Source organism: Bartonella sp. AC329YNZD (assembly GCF_042196685.1).
In the GTDB taxonomy this organism is placed as follows: Bacteria; Pseudomonadota; Alphaproteobacteria; order Rhizobiales; family Rhizobiaceae; genus Bartonella.
Map to the genome: position 1 here is coordinate 47,685 of NZ_JBHIQS010000008.1, position 24,812 is coordinate 72,496.

The following is a 24,812-nucleotide window of genomic DNA, read 5'->3' on the forward strand; positions in this document are numbered from 1 at the left end:
GCCTATTTACATCTTTGTTGCTTTAAAAGATCCTTGTTGCACAGACAATAACAATTGCTGCAACAACTGTTGAATAGCAATATGTCTTTCAAGCTGCTTAACAAAATCCATTGAAACATCTTTTGCACTTTGGGGCAATGATTGCCATTCACTCAAAGCCTTTTCGTAATCACCAGCTTGAATGGCAACTTCCATGCGTGCCGCAATAGCCCCCAGCGTTGTCCCTTCAACATTTCCAATCGGTCGCGAAACAATGAGCCCTTTTATCCACGCTAAAATTCGGTCAAAAAAACCAGCATCTGACGCAACAAGATTTTGCGTACCAACAATTGCATCAGCAACATGAGCAAAATCAACTGAAAGTTGTGCTGAACTTGGAAGACCCACAGTAGCTGTTTTTTGCAACACATCAAGTCCATTAATCGAAGGCGATAATTGCCGCAACAGCTTTAATTCATTATTATAAGATCCACCACGCTCTACAGCATTTTTTAATGAACTAATTGCAGTAAAGAGCGCGGTATCTATTTCTTTTTTCTCACTATTTTTAACAGCAGTTTCTTCCTGTAGTGCTTCTAACTGTTGTTTTAACGCAGCAAGATCATTTGCATTGCTCTGCCCAACAGACAAAGCCGTCTCTATCTCTTTCGACTCTCTAACAAAAGTTTGTACAGTTTCTTCAAGAGTTTTTACTTTTTCCTCTAAAATCGCAAAAGCTTTTTTGCTTTCTTCTTTCGATAGTTCATCATTTTTCGTTGTTTTAAACTGTTGTGATGAAAAAGAAGAAAACTCTGTTTTTAACGCATCGATTTCTTGAAAGACCCGGCTCAATTGTTCCTTTGTGTCTTCACCTTGACTTTTTGCGGCTTCAGCAATCTGCAAGGCTTTTTCCTCCCCAGCAGAATTTGCCACAAAAGGAGAAGGAAAAAAACCAGCCCATTGAAACCCCATAAAAATTCCCAAAGCAATGAATCCCCCCAAAATCCCAGAAAGGGATAAGAAAAGCCAAATTGTACTAGAGATACTTTTATCCTGACCTTGCATATTCTGTTTTTCTCGTGCAGGAGATTCTACAGAATTGTGGATTTTTTCCTCTGAATCATGGGGAGTAGCTTCATGTTCAATAACTGGTTTCTTACGGCGCGTACCAGTATAATGTGATTTAACTTTTGGTTTTGAAGAATCGACCATCTTTATCACTTTTTGTGCACACTTTTTTCAAAAATAAAATAATAAAATGAAAAAAGTTTTAAAAATGAAGCTTTTCTCAAATATCTTCGAAAGAGTATAAATTTACAGAAATTTTCCAAATCTCATTTTTCTCAATAATATTTACAATTATAGACTTTAATAGACAAGTTTTAAAAAAATATTTGCATTTTATACTCGAAAATACAGCTTTATTTTTTAATCAACGATATCATAAAATTCAAAGAAAATGCCAAAACACATATTTTTCATAGAAAAATCAATTCTAAGAGAAATACTTTGCATCTTTTTCTGTTCATGATACGCACGTAAGAAAGAAGCTTCAATATAAGGTTTTGTTTAAAATGCGTCTGCTGGGAATAGAAACAAGTTGTGATGAAACGGCAGCGGCTGTCATTGAATATAACAATGAATCAAACAGCCGAATTCTTTCCAATGTTGTTTGGAGTCAAATTGATCACCATGCACCTTACGGCGGTGTTGTTCCTGAAATTGCTGCTCGTGCCCATGTTGAAGTTCTTGATCATTTAATTCTGCAAGCACTAACAGAAGCAAACACAAAATTAAAAGATATTGATGGCATTGCAGCCACCAGTGGTCCTGGTTTGATAGGAGGATTGTTGGTAGGCGTTATGAGCGCAAAAGCACTCTCTCTTGCCACTGGCAAACCATTTATTGCGGTAAATCACTTAGAGGGACATGCTTTAACAGCTGTGTTAACGCACAACGTCAGCTTTCCTTATTTATTACTTTTAGTTTCAGGAGGTCATACACAAACAATCATTGTTCATGGAGTAGGCAACTACCAGCGTTTAGGAACCACTATTGATGATGCGTTAGGAGAAGCCTTTGATAAAACAGCAAAACTTTTAGGTCTTCCTTATCCTGGTGGACCAGCACTTGAAAAAGCAGCTTTATTTGGTGATAAAAATCGCATCCCTCTTCCACGACCTTTAAAAGGTGAAAAACGATTAGACTTTTCTTTTTCAGGACTCAAAACTGCTGTTCGACAAGCCGCAACAGCCATAGCTCCCCTTACAGAAAATGATATTGCTGACATTGCCGCAAGTTTTCAAGCCGCTGTGACTGATACGGTACGTGATCGTGTTCACCTAGCTTTACAACACTTTACCCACCAATATCCTCTCTCTGATAATCAAGAAAAGCGTTCTCCTGCTTTAGTTGTTGCGGGCGGCGTTGCCGCAAACCAAGCCATTCGCTCTACGTTGCAAGACCTTGCTCATCAACATGGTTTTGAATTTATAGCCCCTCCTCTTTCCTTGTGTACGGATAATGCTGCAATGATTGCTTTTGCCGGTGCACAAAAACTCGCACGAGGAGAAACAAGCTCTCTTGACATTGCACCCCGCTCACGCTGGCCATTAGATGAAAAAGCCCCGCCCTTGATCGGGATGGGACGCCGTGGAACAAAAGCATAATAAAATTGACGTCCCACACACATCTTAAAGAACGAAGATTTCTACTCAATCCGGTCTATAGATAGTCCGAATTCTCTATCGAGCAGATTCCACCTGCTTCCCACTCACACAATTCACTTAACCCAAAGCTCGACACGTAAATCTAAATATTCACCACACATTCTTAAAAACCTCATGTTTCAAAAAACTGCCTTATATCATTACACTTCAAATGACGGTATTTTACAGCATAATAAGATCTACTCTCTCCCACAAAGCATAGATATGAATGCCATTCGTTGACCTCATCATCTTTGACCATTTATTCGTTTCATTGTCATTGTAATCTTAAAGCTTTTTAGAACCAATTTTCTTAATTTTTTCCAACAAACTCTTATAGTGACCGCATTTCAGACCATAGTTGAAAAGAGAAACAAAGAGCAAAATACTTTTATACAACATGAAATATCAATGGAGCGCGTCTCTCTACTACACATTATTTTGAAACAAGAAAAATAGATAATAGCCGTTATTTACCCCATTTTAAAAATCATCGTTGATGGTATTACAAAGATACTTATAAAAATGCATAACAGTCTATGAAAAAGGAGAACTCATGGCTTATTGGCTTTTTAAATCTGAACCCCATAAATGGTCATGGGAGATGCAAAAGAAAAAAGGAGTTAATGGCGAACAATGGGATGGTGTACGCAATTATCAAGCACGTAACAATATGCGCACTATGAAATATGGTGATAAAGGTTTTTTTTATCACTCAAATAAAGGTTTAGAAATTGTAGGAATTGTAGAAATATGTGCTGAAGCACACCCTGATTCTACAAGTTCTGATCCACGCTGGGAATGTGTGGATATCCGAGCACTTTGTGACATGCCAACACCTGTTTCATTAAAACAAATCAAAGCCAATCCTAAACTAGCAAATATGGTGTTGGTCAAGGCCAGCCGCTTATCAGTACAACCCGTGACAGAAGAGGAATGGACAGAAGTCTGTTTGATGGGCAACCTTAAGAAGGAAATGCTTTTATCTTAAAGAAATAAATTTTATTCATTAATAATCCATTGATTTATAATGATAAATTACTGTTTTGCATGTTGAATAAGAGTCCCGAATATCGTAAGATTCTCCCATTTCAAATTTGTCCCATGTTGAATCAATTAAAACCACTTTCTTGCACATAAAAAGCGGGATGAGTGTGTGAATAAAAATTGTTAAAGAAAAGAGTGAAAATGGCTCTTATGAACCGTCTTAAGTGCTAAGGGCTGTCTCGAAATACCCACGAGCTGGCAAAGTGTGTGATCCGGCTTACTTGTTCATAAGCGTAAAGATGGGAGTGTTCGATGAATTTACCGTTAGACTCATATGAAAAAGCACTTCATATCGCACAAGGCATCCCTCTCTATTGATGTGTTTTCACGCTAAATACATAAATAGGATACTCTTCCTTATCATTTTTCATTCTGCACTCTTCTCAATATAAAATGCCCCAAAACTTCCCCCCTTCATTAGGTATTTTTTAGGCATTTCTAAAGGCAAGACTTACTCAACGATTATAATAAGCAACACCCACGAGCATCACACAGACCTCTTCGCACACAAACTCTACGAAAAAACAAAACTGAACGTGGATAAAAAAACAATAAAAATGACCGTGAAATTCTCCTAAACGGTACATATCTGCTAGGTGTTGCACAGTTCTCTTCACGCTTAAAAAACGCATCATATTGAGTGTTCATTGTTCGCATGTTGGATGAGAGCCTCTCATGCCGCTGGATTCTCTCATTCCCAACCTGTTTATATTGAATCAATCAAAAGCTATTTGCTTGCATATTCTAAGCGGAGAAAGTCCCATATAGATAAAAAACGTGAAAGAAAGCACTAAAAATTCCTCTTATGAATCGTCTCAAGTGCCAAGAACTGTCCGCAACACCCACGAGCTGGCAAAGTGAATGATAGTGCTAGCTTGTTTCTCCATAAGCGTAAAAATGATGACACTCAATGGCTAAAACACATTCTAAAGCATAAAAAATGCTTCCAACCAATACGTAAAATACTCTGCAGACGGAAACACCTTCTTTTCGGCAAACAACCATAGAAATTATAAAAGTTTATTTTTTCAAAGACTTTTTTTTAATTTTCCTCTTTTAATTTTTCTTGCATGAAATCTCATTTTTCATGAAACTATATCAATCAGTGCATCAACATGCCTATAAGGAAAAACATGAACCAATACACTCTTTTAATCGTTGAAGGCGATGATCTACGCCCCATTTTAGTAGAACAATTGCAAATGCATCAAGAATTTAAAATTTCCCAAGCAAAAACAGCAGAAGCGGGAATGAGAATAATCCAAAAAGAAAATATTGATCTCACTATTTTGGGATTTCAACTTCCTGATCTTGATGGCTACAAAGCCGTTAAACAATTACGCACCCAAGGATTTCGTGCTCCCATTATCATGATAACAAATTATGATACAGACTGTGATAATATTTTAGATCTTGAAACAGGCGCCAATGATTATGTAACAAAACCCTTTCGCTTTGCAGTGTTATTGGCGAGAATTCGAGCACAGTTGCGCCAATATGAACAAAATGAAGACGCAACCTTTCATATTGGTCCCTATACTTTTAAACTAAGACAAAAACTTCTTCTTGATCAATGCAACAATAAAATCTGTCTCACAGAAAAAGAAGCAGCGATCCTTAAATGTCTCTATTATGCCAATGATAAAATTGTCAGCCGTGAAACATTGTTAGAACAAGTTTGGGGATATAATGAAAATATTATCACCCATACTTTAGAAACCCATATCTATCGTTTGCGACAAAAAATCGAAAACGATCCCTCCAATGCACAAATTCTCATAACAGATCAAAATGGTTACCGTTTAAATCTTTAATTCGAGATTTACTGTTTCAAAAATAATTTTAATATCCTAAATGAAAACAGAAACGAGATGAAAAAACCTTCGCATATAATTCGAATGCTATTACTTAGAACTTACTCTTATGACAAAATATATAACATTACGAATAAAAAACGAAATATTCCAACATGAGAACCAGAAACAAAAATGCTTTCAACCCTCACGATATACTTTGTAACTTCTGTTTCACATGCTTTTGTTCTTTCTAAAGTTTTTAATATGTTTCGCATATAAATAATCGTGATATCTTTTAGCAACATTCTTGATCATAACTATCATCTTTAGATGAGTGCTATTTATAATTATTTTTTTCAGAAAAACCGCTCCACGCATTGCTTTATCTCACATTCACTAACCTAACTTGAGAGATGTTTTTTATCTTTATAGTTTTCCTCCATTCTTTATGACTTTATCTCCTCTTAAGAGATTATATAATTCATGATATAACGCTAAATGTTTATCCTAACGATAAAGCCACTGAGCACCACCATCTTTACGCTTATAAAAGAACAAGCCAGCACCATCACACACTTATGTTAGATCTCGATGTTGCAGAGGAGCCCTTGATACTTGAGATGGTTCATAAGAAGCATTTTAATCCTTCCTTGTACAGTTTTTAACCACCATAAACCATATTATGCAAGATCCTTTGGACTCTGCTATTTTTATGCTTACGAAGATACCAGCATTTTTTCTTTTAAAATGTTTCCGCTATTCATGAAATATGGTTCGATATATAGATACTTGAGATTTTTATTCACATACCAATTCCACATATTAATGTACAAAAGAATATTTTTTAATTGTAAATGCAAAAAATTGAAATAAGAGAATCCTTTTATACTTGCGGTTCTTATGACAATGACAAAATGATTAATTATCTTTATAATTTAAAATATTTCTTGTCTGTGGTGATAAAGCAGGAATAAAAATACGTCGCGACTGACGACGCTGTACGAGCAGACCCTGATAAACACGTTTTTGTGCCTGACACATTAAGAGTCCACCAAAATAAGGCAAAAGATAGCGAGCAAATGGCTCGTAAAAAAATGAGAACAACCGCGAAAAATACCCCGTAGAGGGCATATAGTGTACAATTTCTTGTATTGGTCCAGAAATAAAATTTGTTTTTTCGAACAAACGAATAAGCTGTTGTTGACTATAAGGTTCGCCATAACCAAAGGGCGTAGTCGTATTGCGCGCCCAAAAGCCAGAGCGATTAGGAACAATAACGATCAAATGACCATTGGGTGCTAAAACACGCCATATTTCATTCAACGTTTCAAATGAATTTTCTGTATATTCTAATGCATGGACCAATAAAATACAATCAACTGACGCATCAGGAAGCGGCAAATCTTCTTCAAAAACAAGCGCTGTAGCAACTTTCTCAGCACAAGGCCAAGGCGAAACACCCTGAGCAGCAGGCATAAAAGCAAAACATTGTTGGGCACGTTCACGCAATACAGAAAGATAAGGTATCGCATAACCCAACCCCATAATCCGTTTATCCGTAAGATCAGGCCACCATAAATTTAATTGGTCACACAGCGTCTTTTGCACACGCAGCCCAAGTGCAGAAGCATAAAAATCTTTCAGCGTAACGATATCCAACTCAACATACCATGTAGAAACAAATTTCAAACATTACAGATTTTCATATATCCAACTTATATGGACTTCTGCTCTTTCTCCGCAATAGCGAACACTTCAATATTGCATATTTTAAACTTAAATGATTAAAAAAGCAGTACAATAGAATGATTATCGCGTTACAAGTGCTTTAATTATTTTCTTTGAAGCTGAACTCCATAGAGGTTCTTCATACACTGTTTTTGACATCAATTAAGAAAAAAGCCAACACTGATTAATTAAAATGAAGCAATCTTTCAAGATAGTTTTTTTCTTCTTCTGAAAGATGCTCTTTACCAAGACGTTCGCGAATTTCATCCAAAATCTGCCGCGTACGCATTTGATCACTTTCTTGTGGGAGTGCCTCGCCTTCTTGTTCTTCATCTGTTTTTGAAGAAAGTGGACGTCCTAACGGATCTTTAGGACCAGAATCAGCATTTTGATCATCTCCCGTTTCTTTAAGTGTTTCGCGCATTTTTTTCAAAACATTTTGTGCACCTTGCCTCAAAGATTCCAAAGCATCAGACTGATTTTGTATAGATACCTGATGATTTCCATTATCAAGAGCATTTTCCGCAGAATTCATTTTTTCTTCTGCCCTTTTCAAGGCGCCCCCTGTTTCAAATCCTTGTTCTGATAATTCTTTTTCTAATGTTGATAATTCAGATTGCAATTCAGCTTGACGTTTTTTTAAAGATTTTTTTTGTGTTTCCGGTACATTTTCTCCGCGTTTTTGTTCCATCTCTAACTGATGTGTTTCATTGAGAATTTCTTGCTGACGACGCATTAAATCTCCAAGCTGGTCCATCTTTTCTTTCATTTGTGTAGATTGGCTTTTTTCTCCCTCATTTTGATTACCTTTTTGCACATGCAAATGATCAAGCGTCTGTTCAACTTCCGCCAAGAGTTGTTCAGCTGCTAAAGAAGAGCCTGTTTTAGCCATTTCCTCAATTAAATTTAGCTTTTCTTGTAATGTAGCTTCAGAAAGATTAGGACTTTTTGAGCTTTTAGAATTTTTAGAAACTTGACTATCCGGTGCTTTTTCAGCCAAAGCACGAATATACGCATCCATAGCTTGACGTAAATCTGCCATAAGCCGTTCAATTTCTGCCGCTGAAGCACCGTAACGCAATGCATCACGTAAAGCAGCTTGTGCTTGTTTTAACTTTTTTTGCACGGATTCAAGTTGATTGCCTTCAATACCCAAAGCAATTTGCCATAAATAATCCACCACATTGCGCAAATCCTCGTCTGTTTGTGCTAAAGAAAGTCTTGTCCACGCACTTTGTAGAACAATAAAATGCGATGCATTTTGCAACCCCTTTTCTGGACGCACAAGCAAAGCAGAAAGCATATCAAGTACCCGCTCTCGCGCTAAAGGATTAAGAGCTAATAAACGACGCAGTTCAACCACTGCGCGTGCAACAGGATTCGAAAAAACACGCTGTGGTAATATCATAACAAAAGTTTTGCTACGTCCTTTCTGCCCCGCACCATCTTCTGCCACCAAAGTAATTTTGACTTGCGAACCCGCCCATGGATGCGCTGATATATCCTGCACCATTCGCATTTTCCCCTTTCCACCACGCGGAAGAAGAAGTTCTATTTCCGGAGCATTATAAAGAGAAGAAGCACTTTTATTCTGAGGAAGAAAAGGCTCTATTTCAACAAAAGCCTTTGTCACACCATAATCATCATCCACCACATATCGTAACTCCAATGATCCCGTTAAAATCCTCCCTGGTTTTTCCAACCAATGAATTGTTGGAAGCGTGTCCTTAATTATCTGCAAATGCCATTGCTGTTTTTTACGACGTGATGATACAAATAAATTTATTGAATGCTTTAAATGTGTTTCAAAATGAACAATTGGATCATTCAAAGCTGTTTGCTCCGTTTTCTCTGAAAACGAAATTTCCCTCCCATCTTCTACAGACTTTGCTTTTACTGTAATGCCAGCCCCATTGACAACACGCACAACAACATTACTCCCTTCAGGGATTTCTAGTTGTGTTTTCTCATCTTTTGTCAAATAAATCGGTGCCACACCGGTATAAGCAGGTGGTGTTACCCAAGCATCAATCCGCATGAGTTTTTCATCAACGACAGGACGAAAATCAAAGGCATCAGCCAAACGCCCCCCTTGTGAACCAAAAGAAAAACTAAAAGCGCACACAAAAAGAAGAGCACACAAAGCCCTCAAAGCTAAAGGATCATAATCCGCACTATTAAGAGAGATAAATCCAGTTTTTAAATGGTATAATTGCTTTGCCATTCGGCGTTGATGTTCACGCCAAATAACAACACTAAAATCTTCATCATTTTCAGAACATAAACGATCTGTCTGAATATTCAAAGGCTGGTGTTTAAGGCCATTGACACGTTCAAGACGGTGATCCACTTCCCGCATTGTGGGAAACCGAAAACCAATAAGAAAAAATAAACTTACCCCAGCACAAACAAGCATAGCCCCAAGTAAAAGCCAATGGAACCAATAGCCCAAAACGCCAAAAAGTCCCAACCAGCTAAACGAACAAAACAGACTAAGAACAAGGAAAAATGGTAATAACCGACCCCAGATCCGTTCCAATGAAAGGATCCCCCACATCAAAATGCGCACACACAAAAGCTTCATTGCAAAGCCTTTGATGTTTTTATTTTTCATAAACAAGCATTTATCCCCTTTTACCGTGGTGCATTAAGATCATAAACCCCATACAGAACAATTTCTAGAAAATAAATTGTTTCATCAAAGTTTAGTAAAAATAAGACCAAAAATATTTAATAATGCTCAATCTAATTTGGGCTCAATCCAATCAGGAATATGATCACATCCCATTAATTGCGCATAATCAAGACGTGGACGAATAACTGCATAACGCATATCTTGAACGAGAACTTCAGGGACCAGAAGTCTGCTATTATAAGTACTCGCCATCACGGCACCATAAGCCCCAGCTTGCGTAATTGCCAAAAGATCACTGGGTGCCAAAATTGGCAAGCAACGATCTAATGCTAAATAATCACCAGTCTCACAAACAGAACCCACAATATCTGCACGAATAAGGGAGGCGTCTTTTGCTGCTTGTTTCACAAGGACGACATTCTGCCAAGCATCATAAAGCGTTGGACGCATCAGATCATTCATCGCCGCATCCACAATAACAAAATTCCGCCCTTGCCCCTTTTTTAAATAGAGAACAGAGGTTACCAACACACCAGCTTGACCCACAATGCTCCGCCCCGGCTCCACCACAATATTAATCCCTAAAGGAGCAATATGCTTCTTTACCAGCGCGGCATAATCAAAAGGGGAGGGTACGGTATGTTGTTCACAACCATAGGCAATACCAAGCCCGCCACCAATATCTATATGCGTTATTGCATAACCATCACTCCACAATTGACGCACCAAATCTACGATAATAATAAACGCCTCCTCAAACGGCTTTAAATCACAAATTTGACTGCCAATATGCATATCAATACCGCAAACCTGCAATCCAGGCAAAGAGGACGCTCTTTTATAAGCCTCTCTTGCCAACAACAAGGGAATACCAAATTTATTTTCAGATTTTCCTGTTGTAATTTTCTTATGGGTCTTTGCATCAACATCTGGATTAATACGCAATGAAACACGTGCTATTTTTGAAAGTGCAACAGCGCGTTGCGATAACTGTTCAAGTTCCGGCTCTGATTCAACATTAAAACAATAAATATTCTGAGAAAGAGCAAAATCTATCTCTCTCACGGTTTTACCAACCCCAGAATAAACAATACAATGCGCCGGAATACCAACAGCAAGAGCACGCCGTAATTCACCTTCTGAGACCACATCAGCTCCCGCTCCATTGTTAGCTAAAAGCCGCAAAACTGCTTGATTAGAATTCGCTTTAACCGCATAAGCAATCAGACTGGGCATCCCTTGAAATGCTCTTTGATAGTCCTTAAAATGTGTAACCAATGCATTGGCTGAATAACAGTAAAAAGGAGTTCCCACCTCCTGTGCAAGCATAGCAAGTGAACACCCCTCAGCATAAAGTATACCTTGATGATAGGAGAAAAAATCCACACTTGCCTCCTACTTTATCAAACGATCAAGAATAAAAGGTTTATCATCTTCACTTTTAGCAACAGATGTTCCCTGCGTAGGTTTTTCCACACTTGTAGGAGGCATCTCCAATGATCCTTTACGCCCACACCCAACGACACCAAAGCCCCCAAAAAGGACAACCATCAACCCCTTTATTATAACTTTCATTAGTCCTCTTTCCTCATCTTGCTTTCTTTTTTACTTTTAAAATACAATTATTCAAGCGCTCACGAAACGCTTTTTCCAATATGCAATTTGCCGAAGAACCTCTGAAGGTGCTGTTCCCCCAAAGCTTTTCCGACTTTCAACAGATTTTTCAACGGTCAAAACATCAAAAAGTGTTGCATTAATATCAGGACAAATTGCTTGAAGTTCATCTAATGATAAATCCTGAAGGCGACACTGTTTTCTTTCTGCCAATGCCACAGCACGCCCTGTTATGTAATGTGCTTCACGAAAAGGAATCCCTAATTCACGTACAAGCCAATCAGCAAAATCCGTAGCTGTTGCATACCCCAAATCCGCTGCTTGTTTCATGGCTTTTTTATTCACTTTCAAATCAGCAATCATCCCTGTCATTGCTGCTAGTGATAATTCCAAACTCAAAGCCCCATCAAACACATATTCTTTATCTTCTTGCATATCCTTTGAATAAGCAAGCGGTAATCCTTTCATCACCGTTAACAATCCCATAAGCGCACCATTCAATCGACCTGCTTTCGCTCGTACTAACTCTGCCGCATCCGGATTTCTCTTTTGTGGCATAATAGACGAACCCGTTGAAAAGGCATCTGACAAATGAATAAAACAAAACTGTTCACTTGACCAAAGAATTATTTCTTCCGCCAAACGCGAAAGATGCACCGCACAAAGAGCACCAGCGCTTAAAAACTCCAACGCAAAATCACGATCAGAAACACTATCAATTGAATTGCGTGTAGGTTCCCGAAAGCCTAGTGCTTGTGCTGTCATAAAGCGATCAATCGGAAAACTTGTTCCTGCCAAAGCAGCAGCCCCTAAAGGCGATTCATTCATTCGCTCAAGAGCATCACGCATTCGCGATAAATCTCGACCGAACATTTCAACATAAGCCATCATATAATGGCCCAATGTTACAGGTTGGGCTAATTGTAAATGCGTAAAGCCCGGCATAAAGGTATCAACATGTTGTTCTGCGCGAATAAGTAATTGCTCTATCAATCCTTTTAAAGCTTGTGCTATCTTTTGCGTTGCTTCACGTACCCACAAGCGAAAATCAACAGCAACTTGATCATTGCGTGAACGCGCCGTATGCAAACGCCCTGCTACAGAACCTATCAATTCACTCAACCGCACTTCAATATTCATATGAATATCTTCAAGCTTTCGTGAAAAAACAAATTTACCGTCTTCAATTTCTTGGCGAATAAGTTTCAAACCATGAACAATTTTTTCATAATCTGATTGTGAAATGATTTTCGTTTGCGCTAACATAGCCGCATGAGAAAGAGAACCTTCAATATCTTGTCGATAAAGTTTTTGATCAAAATCAATAGAGGCATTAATTTCTTCCATAATTGCAGCAGGACCTGCCGTAAACCGACCACCCCATATTTGGTTCTTTAACTTCTCATCTGTCATATTCTGAAAACACCCATCCAAAGGACAAAATTATGATTTTTCAAATTTTCATCAGCGAAAAAAACAATAAAAAAAGGCAAATCTCCCTTGCATTCTTTATCATTGCATTGAGTTTATACGCAACCATAAACTACGATACTAAAAGAGAGTTTTTTCTTTTCAATTTCATTTCAGCAGCACAAGCACAAGAAATAAACACTGATAAAGCACGAGCAGAAAAAATGATGGCGATACGAAAAGCAGCAAAAGGCTTTTTTAGCCACATACGATTTGCTGATACACCCTCGGATATGAATAAACTCTCTTTCAAGGATATTCTAGGAAAAGAGCGTACACTCAGCGAATTTACCGGAAAACCAATGCTGGTCAATCTATGGGCTATTTGGTGTGCACCTTGCCGCACAGAAATGCCCGAACTTGCGCAATTAAAACGTGAATTAGGTGGAGAAAACTTTGATGTCATAGCGATTAATATCGATAAAACTGCTTCTCCTGAAAAAATTCAGCAATTTTTACGAGATATTCATTCAGATAATTTGCTTTACTATCGCGATGAAACAATGGATATTTTCAATAATGTTAGAAAACAGGGGCTTGCTTTAGGACTCCCCATTACATTGCTCATTGATAAAGAGGGATATCTCATTGCTTCCTTCAATGGTGCAGCTCCATGGGCCAATGACGATGCCAAAACACTTATAAAAGCAGTGATTAAAGAGGCCCTATAACTTTAATAACCGCGTCTTTTTAAACGTTGTATAACAAGATCCAGTGCTGACAAAAAAGCAGAACGGTCTTTACGAGAAAAAGGACGGGGACCACCTATTATACTGCCCTGTCCACGCAAATCTTCCATCAAATTGCGCATCGCCAAAGCCTGACCAATTGAATTTACATCAAAAATACGCCCCGTTGGCGAAAGACAAAAACCCCCAGCTTGCACAACCCTTGCTGCTAAAGGAATATCACTGGTAATAACGATACTCGCCTCATGCACATGTTCTACGATCCAATCATCAGCACCATTGAATTCACCAGCAACGACTACTCTCTCAATGAGCGCTTCATCTGGAAGGAACAAAGAACGATTTGCCACAACAAATGTCTTAAGCTGATAACGATTCATCACACGATAAACTTCATCTTTTACGGGACAAGCATCCGCATCAACCAACAAAGTAATGGCAAGTTTTATTCCTCTATCTATCTTTTGATTTTCGTACGATCTACTGTTTTTTTCATTCATCGAAGAGAGCGCCAATAGTTACGATAAAACATTATTGCGGCGTTTATTTCACCTCCCAAAATAAAAATTGCGCTTAAGATGTAAAGAAAAATAATGGCAACCATAATAGATGCTAACCCCGCATAGGTTGAAATATAATCAAACATCGTCAAATATTGTGCAAAAGCAAGAGAAGCCATAAACCATACAAACATTGTCACCACGATTCCTGGTAAAATATCTATAAATTTCCGCTGTCCTGCTGGAAGCCATTTATGAACAATCAAAAGACTGATAAACAAAATAACGACTGCAACTGTATAACGCCATAAACGAATAACACCAATGTATTCAGTCATAAAAAAAGAATGATTTTGCATAATTTTGGTCAGCAAAGGCGCCAGAATCAATAAAAAGCTAATCACAACAAGACCAAAAGCTCCAAGGATTACAAAAAACAGACTTTGAAAACGACAAAACAACAAACTCCGTCGATCAGTAACACGGTAAGCTTTATTTAAAGCCGTACGCAAAGCCTCTATCCCATTAGAAGCAAAATAAGCCGCTCCAATGACAGAAAGCGTCAACACACCTCCTCGATGAATGGTTAAAACATTGACAATTTCCTGAGATAAAGGCTCTGCAATAACATCAGGCAATAACTGCACCAGTGCTTTAATTTTTTGCGGTGTATAGGTAAAAGCTCCTAGAAAACGAGCAAAAGATATTCCAAAAATAAAGAAAGGGAAAAATGCTAAAAGCCCTGATAGCGCAACATGGCTTGCAAAAGCGCTTCCATTATCACGCCAATAATGGCTTATTGCGTCACAAAAAATATGATAGCTATACCAAAAGATATTTTTTAACAAACCTCAATACTTTCTGGTAACATCCTTTTTTCAGATATCCTAAGCTTTATAAAAACCATCAAGACTTTAAAAACAAACATTTTTTAGTATAAAGGGCAATAATCCACGCGGTCAAGTCTCACTCTGTCCCAAAAATGAAAAGAATAAGCCAACAAATTGTACCAAGCAATTGTATTCTGTTTGAAGCCTTTTGTTTTACATTAAGTAGCGTAATCATAAAACGCGAAAAAAATGTGAGGCAAAAATATTTCAATGAATTCTTTTTCACAGTGTAAAATTTCATTAAAAGGAGATAGATGAAAAAGAATTTCTCCCTTTCCTTCTTTTATAGTTTTCTCAAATAAAGTTGTTTTCTCGCTTCAACAGATCAATCAAACAGAGAGGATATTCCCGCCCCAAACAGGCATACAAAAGCTAAAAAAACGAAAACACTGAAGCATCTTAATATTTATTTCAAACATGTTGCTGCATGAGATTTGAATATTAATTTACAATTGACAGCAACTATACAAGCTTTATGAAGAAAACAATATCATAAAATGAAAAATATACTGGCTACCGATTAGAGAATACTCACCTGTTTTTTATAAAATACTTTGCGAGACAACACTCATAATACAACACTCTTTGCATTGATTTACAGAAACTCATACACCCCCCTCTCCCTGAAAAACCCTTCGCAAATCTCTTAGATTATATTCGTGAAAATCAAATTATAGAAGAGTTTTATAGGTCTTTACTCTCAGCAATACGAAAGATTATTGAACAAAGATTTTATCTTTCAAAAAATGATTTTATACTTTTTCTAATCGTAATCCTTTGAATGAGAATTACATGTCCATTGATATGAAATAAATCAAAATTAAAGCATATCTCCATGAATTTTGCTTTAATTTTTGCGATTAGCTAACCAAAACCACAAGCACTCCTCATAAAGGTCAAAAATCATTTTAGAGCACAGACTAAAAGACAAAGGTAAGTGCACTTATTATCGTACAAATTATTGAGAATTGCACCGTATTGTTATCATAACACACAATTTAAAAGGACATATATCCCAATAAAGAGGTATGATAGGAATAAGCAAAACAACACAAAATTCAAAAATCTCTTAATTTACATCCTCTCTTTAGGAAGACTATGACGCCCAAAGTCAGGGACATCAATTTCCTGTCCGGCATCAATAATATTGCGACGTACAGCACGCGTACGCGTAAAAAAATTAAACAGTGTTTCACCATCCCCTAAACGAATTGCCTGTTCTAAAAAAGCAAGCCCTTCACTAAAACGACCCAACATTTCTAAAATAGCATCTTTATTATGCAAACAAATATCCCGCCACATAACGGGATCAGAAGAGGCCAAACGCGTAAAATCACGAAAACCAGAAGCGGAATAAGCAATCACTTCTGAATTTGTTACTTTTTCTAAATCACTCGCTGTCCCAACAGTATTATACGCAATCAAATGGGGTAAATGCGAAACAATAGCCAAAACAAGATCATGATGCTTAGGCTCCATCTTTTTGACACGCGCACCACAAGCTTCCCAAAACGCTGTTAATTGTGCGACAGCAGCAACATCGCTATCTGCAAAAGGCGTTAAAATACACCAGCGATTGATAAACAAATCAGCAAAACCAGCGTCTGGACCTGAATATTCCGTTCCAGCAATAGGATGCCCTGGAATAAAATGAACCGTTTTGGGCAATAAAGGTGCCATTTCTGTAATAACCAATTCTTTTGTAGAACCAACATCACTTACAATCGCCCCAAGTTTTAAATGATCACGAATGGTTTTTGCCACTTCTGCACTAGCCCCAACAGGAACAGAAAGAATAACCAAATCTGCTCCTTCAACAGCTTTTGCATTATCTGTCGTATAAAAGTCCCCAAGCTCCAATTCACGCGCTCTTTTCAGGGTTTCTGTACGACGTGTTGCAATAGAAATCTGAGCTGCAAGATTTTTCTTTTTAATCACTCTTGCTAAAGAAGACCCAATCAGACCGATCCCAATGAGTGCTATTTTTTCAAACTGAATATGGAGCATCTTTCACCTTCAAAGATTCTTTGCAAATGGCAATAAAGACAATCGTAAAATCACAATTTTCTTGTTTGTTTGTTCACGAGTTATGCGTAAAATATTAAAAAATGACAACTAGGAAATAAAGAATAACGCAATTTACCAATTATCATCTGCACAAGCTGACAACAGATCACTTTACCTAGAAAACACATAAAAAATAAATGACGAGAAATCTAACATCACGCTCTAAAGCTCCCTCTTAATTACTGATCAAAGCGCATCACCGAAACAAAATAAAATGCACTCTCAATTAGGATAACAACGACTCTACATAAAATCCCATCAGTTTACTTTATCTTACTAATTTACTCACAAAAAAACACATCAAAAGCATAAGCAGACACTAACTCTTCTCCAATTATCCCGATACGTTCATTAATTTGTACATTAGACCTATATAAAAACGTATTACGCCTCCACCTACAACATCAACATAAGTTTCGCGAATATTGAAAACACCGTAAAACAACGCATACCAACAGATACCATTAAAAACATTTTCCTCTCCCGATTCCGGATACCATAAATCAAATAAATATGAGAAAAACACGCCCTCTCAATAAAGAAAAAGTTTGATAACAAAAACACCGAATATCCCTTTAATGGAATCACACCCCTCACGTAAAATAGAACGCCCTCAACAGAATAAATTTGGATTACAAATTCATGGGTTTGTTTTAAAAGGCATCTCGCTCCCTAGCCTATCTCACGACAGTGTTCATAAATGTTATAACTATAATCTATTAAGCACGACCCTCTTCACACTTAATAAAACACTATCATTATATTTTCCTACCCCCAATGTTGCAAAAAACCTTGGAATTTGAGAGCATTCATAAGAGGCATTTTTAGTGCTTTTTTGTACAGTTTTTATCCACACGCCCCCCACTTATGACGTGCAAAAGACATTGTTCTGATTGATTCAATATGAAAAATAATAAATTATTAATAATAAACAATGGCTAGCTCTGTTTATGAGACACATTCATTGCTAAGATTATCATCTCTGTATCAAACATAAAAGTTTCCCCATAGGTGCTGTCGTTTTCATCATAATTTATTTTGACTTTCTCCTCATCCCAAGAAAATTCTTAATTCACACCGATCTGCAAACAATTCATTTTCTTGTCTAAAAGATTCCTCCAGCTCACTATTTTATGTGATTCAATTAATCTATAATACATTGATTTATAAATATAATTATTGTTTTCAATTTAAATCATAACTTCGAATACTGTAAAATTCTTCCATCACAAACCCTCTTATCAATTAAAATCTCTTGTCTACACGTCACAAGAAGACATGTGAGCAAAATGATGAAAAACGCTCTCTAATGCTAAAAACTGTAGCAACATTAGAGGCTAGCAAAGTATATAATGAGTGTCGACTTGCACTTTTATTAAGCGTAAAGATAAAGTTGCTCTATGGGTTTTATATTCTTCACAAGGAACTTTACTTCTACACCATTCATAAACACCGACGCGAAATAGATATGACGCGCATTGAAAAATATTTCTAAGAAAGCGTATGAATCTACCATACAAGTGTCTTCTTTTGTTTGAGATACTCTGTTTTACATGGGGGTGTTACTCCATTAAGACTCTATGAACCAACCTAATATTCACCAAATACCCACACAAAAAACACCGAATGCGTAAAATTTCACCTGAGCCTTATATTACTAACCTAAAGAACAGTGTTTTGCGGCACAATAAGATAATAAAACTGTATCAAGATTGTCTTTTGAAGGAAAGTTTTTATCAAACTTTCAAGCTCTTAAAACGCCTCCTCAAAAATAGCGTTCCTTTAACCTCTACCTGATAACGCAAAAGCTGTAATTGCTGAAAATGCTTCTGTATTGTATTTAAAATAAAAAATCATAATATTTTTAAAACACTAAGCAGCCATCTGGCGTCGTGCAATAATTGTAAGCCCTAACAAAACTTGACGAATGATAGCTTCACCCAAAAGCGGATTTTTACGGCTGTCTAAAACAGCACTCTGAATTCTTTCCATCGCATAAGAAATTTGTTCTAACTTCCAATATTTTAAAGCTTGTTCAACGGTTTTTTTCCGCTGAAAAAAAATAGGAGGACGTGCTTGAGAAACCACCGTAAAAGGCGATTTTCCTTCAATCTCTACCTGATAACGCAAGAGCTGTAATTGCTGAAAATGCCTCTGTGCTGTACTTAAAATAAAAAAAAGCGTCCCATGCAATGCTGCATGTCGGTTAAAATGCGCTTCAAAGCCTGATATATCGCCCAATAAAAGAGCATCAATGACTTCATCTTGAGAAAGAACACTTACATCACTTACAACAGCTTTCACATCTTCAAGAGTAATATGAACATTTTCAGCGTAAAGACAAAGCTTCTCTAATTCACCGCGAGACACAAGACGATCCGCCCCTAAACTTTCATGCAACCATCTACGTGCATCCAAAGAAAGAGTCTTCTTAAACTGTCCTAAAACCTCATCAATTAAACTGTCAAGAGAACGCATATCATCAGCAAAACAAGGCAAAGCCATTGCTTTTGACGATGTTTCAACAACATTGCGCAACCCTGTTCCTTTTTTTAAATCTCCTGCCTCAATGAGAATAAAACAAGCTTCTGGTGGCTTCTCAATTAAAAGCTTTAAAGCAGCAAGAAAACCTTTTTGGTTAGCCGCATTAGAGATCCATATCAAACGATCTCCCCCAAAAAGCGATAACGTACGCGCTTCATTTTCCAAACGTGCAGGATCTTTATCAATTTCAGCTGCATCCAAACGAACTGTTGAAAATGGATCTTCTATTGCCACCCGTGTAAGCTTAGCAAAATGTTGTGCACGCTCACAAATCAGTCCACGATCCGTCCCATAAATGAGAACAATAGGAAAAGCACGTGAAAAACGCGTTAGAAATTGATCAACTTCATGTGCTTTTTTCTGAGCCACATTATTAATCCATTAACAGTTCATCATCATCAAGAACTTCCCCGCGAACTTTCTGAAACATGCCAATTAAATCATTGACATCCAAGCCCTTACGCTCTTCATGACAGACATCCAAAATCACTTTTCCACCATGCAACATCAAGGTACGATTGCCATAATCAAGAGCCTGACGCATAGAATGAGTTACCATGATAGTCGTTAATTTTTTCTCTTCAACGATTTTTTCAGTCAATCGCATCACAAAATCAGCCATTCCAGGATCAAGTGCTGAGGTATGTTCATCAAGCAATAAAACATCCGCATGTGCTAATGTTGCCATCACAAGACAAACTGCTTGGCGTTGCCCACCTGATAAACTATCCATAGGATTATGAATATATGCTTCAAGACCAATGCCTAATTGAGCAATTTTTTCTCGAAAAAGTTGCCGTTTTTCATGGTTTAAAGCTGAACGCAAACCACGACGACTTCCTCGAAGAGCAGCAAGAGCCAAATTTTCTTCAATTGTTAAAGAACCACAACTTCCCTCTAAGGAATCTTGAAAAACACAAGCAATCTTTCCCGCACGTTCACTGACTGATTGCCTAGAAACATTTTGTCCATTAATAACGACTCTTCCTGTCGAGGGAAGCGTTGCACCTGCCAAAACACTAAGCAAAGTGGATTTACCAGCACCATTTGAACCAATAACCGTAACAAAACTACCCTGCTCAATTTTGAGGTTAATATCAATTAAAGCCTGTTTTTCCAAAGGCGTTTGCGGTTTAAATGTGACCCCAACATGAAACAACTCAATCACGTTTACGCCTCCTCCAATAACGTGGCACAATAAGAGTTAAAACAACCAACAGCGAAGTAATCAACTGAAGATCTGTCGATGTATCAATGCCAATGCCATTTGCTTCAAATGCAAATTGCACCGCTACACGATAAAGCACAGACCCCACAATACAGCTGATTATAATCCACAAAATATTGCGCGTGCGAAAGAGAGTCTCACCGATAATCACGGCAGCCAACCCAAAAACAATAGTTCCAATTCCACCGGTAATATCAGTTGCGATGGCAGTTTGAATATAAAGAGAACCACCAAGAGCAACACACGCATTAGAAAGCCCCATACCAAAATAAATCAATGCTGATGTATGAACACCTTGCGCCGTCGCCATGCGTGGATTAGCGCCCATTGCACGCATAGCAAGACCAATTTCACTTTCCAAAAAGCGCCAAATCAAAAACGCCATAACTAGCAACACAATACCAACGAAAAGAGGACGCACAAAAATATCGGACAAACCAAACAGATTATAAAAGGGCGTTAACGCCGTATCAGCAAGGGCTAAATTAACATTAGACCCTCCCATAATTCCCATAATACGAAGATTAACCGTATAAAGTGCCGACATTGTTAAAATGGAAGCCAAAAGATTTAAAATGCCAAAACGCAAATTTAACATAGCTGTTAATAAACCAGCCGCCATACCTGCACAAAAAGCGCAAGCCATAGCTGTCCACGCATTGAAACCTAAAAGAATCAAAACACCACAGACACAGGAACCAAGAAGAAACGAGCCATCAACCGTTAAATCAGGAAAATCTAAAACCCGAAATGAAAGATAAACCCCTATAGCAACAAACGCATAAATAAGGCCTAATTCCACAGCGCCAGAAAACGCAAATATATTCATGTAAAGACAATCCCCATGAAAACTTAACGTATTTTTATTGTATCAACACTCTATCAATAAAAGTTATTGAATCACTTTTGTTGCACGATCAATAACTGCCTGCGGAATAACAATCCCTGCTTTTTTAGCTGCTTTCAAATCAATTCGAATGTCATTATTAGCCGCCTGCACAACATCAATATCACCAGGCTTTTCACCCTTTAGAATACGTACAACCAATTTCCCAGCATCAACCCCTACATCATAGAAATTCACACCTTGCGTCATAAAAGGCCCGCGCCCGATAGTATTAGCATCAACAGTAAATACAGGCATATTGGCTTCCTCTGAGACCTTTATTGCACCTTCTAAAACAGATAAAATCGTATTATCAGCAGGAACAAAAATAATATCGACCTTACCGATTAAAGCGCGTGTTGCTGCCTGAACATCTGAAGGTTTTGGTGCCGATGAAGGAATGATTTCAATTCCTGCTTTTTTTGCTACATCCTTTAATACCTTAAGTGTCGAAACAGAATTTGCCTCAGAAGCATTATAAAGGTAACCAATTTTTTTCAAATCTGGTTTTACTTCTTGTAAAAGTCTAACACTTTCTGCAACATCTATACGATCCGAACTCCCTGTCATATTACCGCCAGGTTTGGTAAGCGAAGAAACGATTTTAGCTCCGATAGGATCAGAAATTGCTGCAAAGACGATAGGAATTGTTTTTGTTGCCGCAAGCATCGTTTGTGCTGAAGGCGTGGTAATTGCGACAATAACATCGGGTTTATCACCAACAAATTTACGTGCAATTTGCGTTGCTGTTGAAATATTACCCTGCGCTGATAAAAAGGTAAGGTGAAAATTTTCACCTTGCTTATAACCATTTGCTGCAAGCACATCTTCCACACCTTTACGAACAGCATCCGCAGCAGGATGGACCATAATTTGCGTTATTGCAACTTTAACGTGTTTAACTTGGTCATCGGCCTTTGCAACACTGTTCATCATAAAAACAGCCGCCATAACAATCCAAAATATATTGGCTCTCTTCAACATTATACTCCACCCCTCTCCATGCAAAAATTAAAAAAGGAATGATTTATTACTGAAGAATCTTATAAAATCAATCTTTATTTCATTTTATCGAAACATGGACAAAATAAATCAAACAGAAATGATATTTTTTTGTTGCAATTCGTAAAAGCCTACGCCATACAAGCAAGATATATATCGAATCGGTGAGCGGGTGTAGCTCAGGGGTAGAGCACAACCTTGCCAAGGTTGGGGTCGTGGGTTCGAATCCCATCGCCCGCTCCATTTAATTTTGTATTTATTCGTTCTTGTATGGAGTTATAGTTGTAGCTTGCTGTAGCTTTTGTAGCTTGCCAGCAGGTTTTGTATATTTTGCCACTAGGTTTTGTACCAATTCATTTTTTTTCAAAGAGTTTTAAAGGTGTTCTCAAAGGGTCTTCAAAGACCTTATCTAAAGGGTATTTAAAGCTCCCTTTAACGCATTTTTCTGCTCCTCTTTTTCCAAATCACTAAAGCATGTAAAATCGGATTGAAAGGCAAGGGAAACGATTCCTGTCGGACCATGGCGTTGTTTTGCTATAATAACCTCAGCTTTGCCCTTGGCTTGCTCAATTGCCTCTTGCCATTTGCTATACTCAGAGGTGCCTTCTTTGGGTTCTTCATTTTTGAGATAATATTCTTCACGATAAACGAACAGAACAATGTCGGCATCTTGCTCGATTGAACCAGATTCACGTAAATCGGAGAGTTGTGGACGTTTATCGGTTCGGTTTTCAACTTGACGTGAAAGTTGTGACAGAGCAATGATGGGAATATTGAGTTCTTTTGCAAGTGCTTTTAATCCGGTGGTAATGGCTGTAATTTCTTGAACGCGATTTTCTAATGAACGCTTTGAACCACTTGTCATGAGTTGGATATAGTCGATAATCAAAACATCTAAACCATGTTGTCGTTTCAGACGCCTTGCACGGGCGGCCAATTGTGCAAGGGAGACACCCCCCGTTTGATCAATATAAAGAGGGATTGTTTGTAAAGAGCGCATTGCGTAAATGATGTTGGTAAATTGCTCTTCTGAGATATTACCACGGCGCATATCCGAAGAAGAAACCTTTATTTGTTCGGAAATAATACGAGTTGCAAGCTGTTCAGTTGACATCTCAAGTGAGAAGAAACCAACAATACCCCCTTCATTGGCTTGGCTGTTATCACGCTTACAAGCATTAGCAATATTAAAAGCAATATTGGTAGCAAGTGATGTTTTACCCATCCCAGGGCGTCCAGCTATGATAATCAAATCGGATGGTTGTAGCCCTCCCATTTTTTCATCAAGGGTTTTGATATGGGTAGCTATCCCTGAAAGCTGTGAGGAACGCTTTTTCGCAGCGCTTGCCATGTTAAGTGCTTTTGCAATGGCTGTATCAAAATTTTCAAACCCACCTCCATATTTTCCTTTTTCGGCTAACTCAAATAATTGATTTTCAATCGTTTCAATTTGTTGGGAAGGTGTGAACTCCAGAGGCGCATCAAAAGCTGTATTGGCAACTTCATTGCCAAGATTAATCAAAGACCGGCGGATAAAAAGATCGTAAATGACACGTCCATAATCTTCAGCGTTAATAATAGTGACTGCCTCTGTGGCTAAGCGAACAACATACTGGTATACAGTAATATCTCCAATTTTTTCTTCCATTTGGATATAGGGCTTAATTGTAATGGGGTTTGCAAGATGGCCCTTTTGAATAATTTGTAAGACAATCTCAAAGATCTTTTGATGTAGCGTTTCAAAAAAATGTTCTGCTTTGAGAAAGTCTGAAACGCGATCGAGTGCATTATTATTAATCAGGATTGCTCCAAGTAATGCCTGTTCCGCTTCAATATTATGGGGAAGTTGACGAAAAGAAGAAGCAAAATTATCTCTTGGATTTTCTGTTTTTAGCATGTTCAATGTTCTCATTGCTTTCTTTTCCCTTGTTTGGTGCCTCAAGTGTGATTTTTGTTGTGTATCCGCTTTGTTTTTCATAACGATGTGTGACGGTAGCGGCTTTCCATGGCCCATTGATTTGCCCACGAA

The 24,812-nt window shown here is 37.8% G+C and carries 18 protein-coding genes, 1 tRNA gene and 1 pseudogene; 5 read left to right on the forward strand and 15 right to left on the reverse strand.

The genetic code is table 11. From position 1 onward, the window contains the following. Positions 1 to 6: 6 nt before the first annotated feature. Complete coding sequence (locus ACFIMW_RS05350; RefSeq protein ID WP_375608455.1) at positions 7 to 1,191, reverse strand: hypothetical protein; 1,185 nt, start codon at positions 1,189 to 1,191, stop codon at positions 7 to 9. 362 nt (positions 1,192 to 1,553) lie between these two features. On the opposite strand from ACFIMW_RS05350, the gene tsaD reads away from it, so the two are divergent. From tsaD to ACFIMW_RS05365, 3 genes are all read left to right on the forward strand, one after another. Continuing rightward, a complete protein-coding gene (gene tsaD, locus ACFIMW_RS05355) occupies positions 1,554 to 2,648 on the forward strand; it encodes a tRNA (adenosine(37)-N6)-threonylcarbamoyltransferase complex transferase subunit TsaD (protein ID WP_375608454.1) in 1,095 nt (364 codons plus the stop codon). A 595-nt stretch (positions 2,649 to 3,243) separates the two neighbouring features. Beyond that, positions 3,244 to 3,678: an EVE domain-containing protein gene (locus ACFIMW_RS05360; protein ID WP_375606041.1), complete on the forward strand. Its 435-nt coding sequence runs from the start codon at positions 3,244 to 3,246 to the stop codon at positions 3,676 to 3,678. A 1,189-nt stretch (positions 3,679 to 4,867) separates the two neighbouring features. Continuing rightward, on the forward strand, positions 4,868 to 5,548 hold the full coding sequence (locus tag ACFIMW_RS05365; protein ID WP_375606042.1) for a response regulator transcription factor: 681 nt from the start codon (positions 4,868 to 4,870) through the stop codon (positions 5,546 to 5,548). 900 nt (positions 5,549 to 6,448) lie between these two features. Here ACFIMW_RS05365 and ACFIMW_RS05370 read toward each other — a convergent pair. The 5 genes from ACFIMW_RS05370 to argH all read right to left on the reverse strand — a co-directional run bounded on the left by ACFIMW_RS05370 (position 6,449) and on the right by argH (position 12,920). Continuing rightward, the gene (locus tag ACFIMW_RS05370) at positions 6,449 to 7,219 is read right to left on the reverse strand and encodes a class I SAM-dependent methyltransferase (RefSeq protein ID WP_375606043.1); all 771 of its coding nucleotides are present in this window, start codon (positions 7,217 to 7,219) and stop codon (positions 6,449 to 6,451) included. Between the two features lie 223 nt (positions 7,220 to 7,442). Further along, a complete protein-coding gene (locus ACFIMW_RS05375; protein WP_375608453.1) occupies positions 7,443 to 9,872 on the reverse strand; it encodes a TIGR02302 family protein in 2,430 nt (809 codons plus the stop codon). 126 nt (positions 9,873 to 9,998) lie between these two features. After that, positions 9,999 to 11,279, reverse strand: a complete 1,281-nt coding sequence (gene lysA, locus ACFIMW_RS05380) for a diaminopimelate decarboxylase (RefSeq protein WP_375606045.1) — start codon at positions 11,277 to 11,279, stop codon at positions 9,999 to 10,001. A gap of 9 nt (positions 11,280 to 11,288) precedes the next feature. Next, complete coding sequence (locus ACFIMW_RS05385) at positions 11,289 to 11,468, reverse strand: LPS translocon maturation chaperone LptM (RefSeq protein ID WP_375606046.1); 180 nt, start codon at positions 11,466 to 11,468, stop codon at positions 11,289 to 11,291. A gap of 51 nt (positions 11,469 to 11,519) precedes the next feature. Continuing rightward, a complete protein-coding gene (argH, locus tag ACFIMW_RS05390) occupies positions 11,520 to 12,920 on the reverse strand; it encodes an argininosuccinate lyase (RefSeq protein ID WP_375608452.1) in 1,401 nt (466 codons plus the stop codon). Between the two features lie 32 nt (positions 12,921 to 12,952). Here argH and ACFIMW_RS05395 point away from each other — a divergent pair, with 32 nt between their 5' ends. Continuing rightward, on the forward strand, positions 12,953 to 13,648 hold the full coding sequence (locus ACFIMW_RS05395; protein WP_375608451.1) for a TlpA disulfide reductase family protein: 696 nt from the start codon (positions 12,953 to 12,955) through the stop codon (positions 13,646 to 13,648). Positions 13,649 to 13,650: 2 nt separating this feature from the next. On the opposite strand, the gene ACFIMW_RS05400 is transcribed toward ACFIMW_RS05395, so the two are convergent. The 7 genes from ACFIMW_RS05400 to ACFIMW_RS05430 all read right to left on the reverse strand — a co-directional run bounded on the left by ACFIMW_RS05400 (position 13,651) and on the right by ACFIMW_RS05430 (position 22,765). Further along, positions 13,651 to 14,166 carry a YaiI/YqxD family protein gene (locus ACFIMW_RS05400; RefSeq protein WP_375606049.1) on the reverse strand — a complete coding sequence of 172 codons (516 nt, stop codon included), beginning with the start codon at positions 14,164 to 14,166 and terminating at the stop codon, positions 13,651 to 13,653. Beyond that, entirely contained in the window at positions 14,163 to 15,014 is an 852-nt protein-coding gene (locus tag ACFIMW_RS05405) for a YihY/virulence factor BrkB family protein (RefSeq protein ID WP_375608450.1), read from the reverse strand. The genes ACFIMW_RS05400 and ACFIMW_RS05405 overlap by 4 nt, the downstream gene beginning before the upstream one ends. 1,116 nt (positions 15,015 to 16,130) lie before the next feature. Continuing rightward, complete coding sequence (locus ACFIMW_RS05410) at positions 16,131 to 17,063, reverse strand: prephenate/arogenate dehydrogenase family protein (protein WP_375608449.1); 933 nt, start codon at positions 17,061 to 17,063, stop codon at positions 16,131 to 16,133. Positions 17,064 to 18,995: 1,932 nt separating this feature from the next. Beyond that, a complete protein-coding gene (gene holA / locus ACFIMW_RS05415) occupies positions 18,996 to 20,036 on the reverse strand; it encodes a DNA polymerase III subunit delta (RefSeq protein ID WP_375608448.1) in 1,041 nt (346 codons plus the stop codon). A gap of 4 nt (positions 20,037 to 20,040) precedes the next feature. Then, entirely contained in the window at positions 20,041 to 20,835 is a 795-nt protein-coding gene (locus tag ACFIMW_RS05420) for an ABC transporter ATP-binding protein (RefSeq protein ID WP_375608447.1), read from the reverse strand. Next, a complete protein-coding gene (locus ACFIMW_RS05425) occupies positions 20,828 to 21,724 on the reverse strand; it encodes an ABC transporter permease (RefSeq protein ID WP_375608446.1) in 897 nt (298 codons plus the stop codon). Before ACFIMW_RS05425 ends, ACFIMW_RS05420 begins: the two co-directional genes overlap by 8 nt. 63 nt (positions 21,725 to 21,787) lie before the next feature. Then, on the reverse strand, positions 21,788 to 22,765 hold the full coding sequence (locus ACFIMW_RS05430; protein WP_375608445.1) for an ABC transporter substrate-binding protein: 978 nt from the start codon (positions 22,763 to 22,765) through the stop codon (positions 21,788 to 21,790). A 186-nt stretch (positions 22,766 to 22,951) separates the two neighbouring features. Here ACFIMW_RS05430 and ACFIMW_RS05435 point away from each other — a divergent pair. Continuing rightward, positions 22,952 to 23,026: transfer RNA gene (locus ACFIMW_RS05435), tRNA-Gly, on the forward strand. A gap of 166 nt (positions 23,027 to 23,192) precedes the next feature. On the opposite strand, the gene ACFIMW_RS05440 is transcribed toward ACFIMW_RS05435, so the two are convergent. Both ACFIMW_RS05440 and ACFIMW_RS05445 read right to left on the reverse strand, forming a co-directional pair. Further along, positions 23,193 to 24,695, reverse strand: a complete 1,503-nt coding sequence (locus ACFIMW_RS05440; RefSeq protein ID WP_375607826.1) for a replicative DNA helicase — start codon at positions 24,693 to 24,695, stop codon at positions 23,193 to 23,195. Continuing rightward, positions 24,652 to 24,812 (reverse strand): annotated as a pseudogene (locus tag ACFIMW_RS05445) (late control protein); the annotation flags it as partial. The gene ACFIMW_RS05440 and the pseudogene ACFIMW_RS05445, both read right to left, overlap by 44 nt.

What these genes read in the sequence shown, in the direction of transcription:
- ACFIMW_RS05350 (WP_375608455.1), bottom strand. Translation starts at nt 1,191, where the DNA reads ATGGTCGATTCTTCAAAACCAAAAGTTAAATCACATTATACTGGTACG.
- tsaD (WP_375608454.1), top strand. Translation starts at nt 1,554, where the DNA reads ATGCGTCTGCTGGGAATAGAAACAAGTTGTGATGAAACGGCAGCGGCT.
- ACFIMW_RS05360 (WP_375606041.1), top strand. Translation starts at nt 3,244, where the DNA reads ATGGCTTATTGGCTTTTTAAATCTGAACCCCATAAATGGTCATGGGAG.
- ACFIMW_RS05365 (WP_375606042.1), top strand. Translation starts at nt 4,868, where the DNA reads ATGAACCAATACACTCTTTTAATCGTTGAAGGCGATGATCTACGCCCC.
- ACFIMW_RS05375 (WP_375608453.1), bottom strand. Translation starts at nt 9,872, where the DNA reads ATGAAAAATAAAAACATCAAAGGCTTTGCAATGAAGCTTTTGTGTGTG.
- ACFIMW_RS05385 (WP_375606046.1), bottom strand. Translation starts at nt 11,468, where the DNA reads ATGAAAGTTATAATAAAGGGGTTGATGGTTGTCCTTTTTGGGGGCTTT.
- argH (WP_375608452.1), bottom strand. Translation starts at nt 12,920, where the DNA reads ATGACAGATGAGAAGTTAAAGAACCAAATATGGGGTGGTCGGTTTACG.
- ACFIMW_RS05395 (WP_375608451.1), top strand. Translation starts at nt 12,953, where the DNA reads ATGATTTTTCAAATTTTCATCAGCGAAAAAAACAATAAAAAAAGGCAA.
- ACFIMW_RS05400 (WP_375606049.1), bottom strand. Translation starts at nt 14,166, where the DNA reads ATGAATGAAAAAAACAGTAGATCGTACGAAAATCAAAAGATAGATAGA.
- ACFIMW_RS05410 (WP_375608449.1), bottom strand. Translation starts at nt 17,063, where the DNA reads ATGCTCCATATTCAGTTTGAAAAAATAGCACTCATTGGGATCGGTCTG.
- ACFIMW_RS05425 (WP_375608446.1), bottom strand. Translation starts at nt 21,724, where the DNA reads ATGAATATATTTGCGTTTTCTGGCGCTGTGGAATTAGGCCTTATTTAT.
- ACFIMW_RS05430 (WP_375608445.1), bottom strand. Translation starts at nt 22,765, where the DNA reads ATGTTGAAGAGAGCCAATATATTTTGGATTGTTATGGCGGCTGTTTTT.
- ACFIMW_RS05440 (WP_375607826.1), bottom strand. Translation starts at nt 24,695, where the DNA reads ATGAGAACATTGAACATGCTAAAAACAGAAAATCCAAGAGATAATTTT.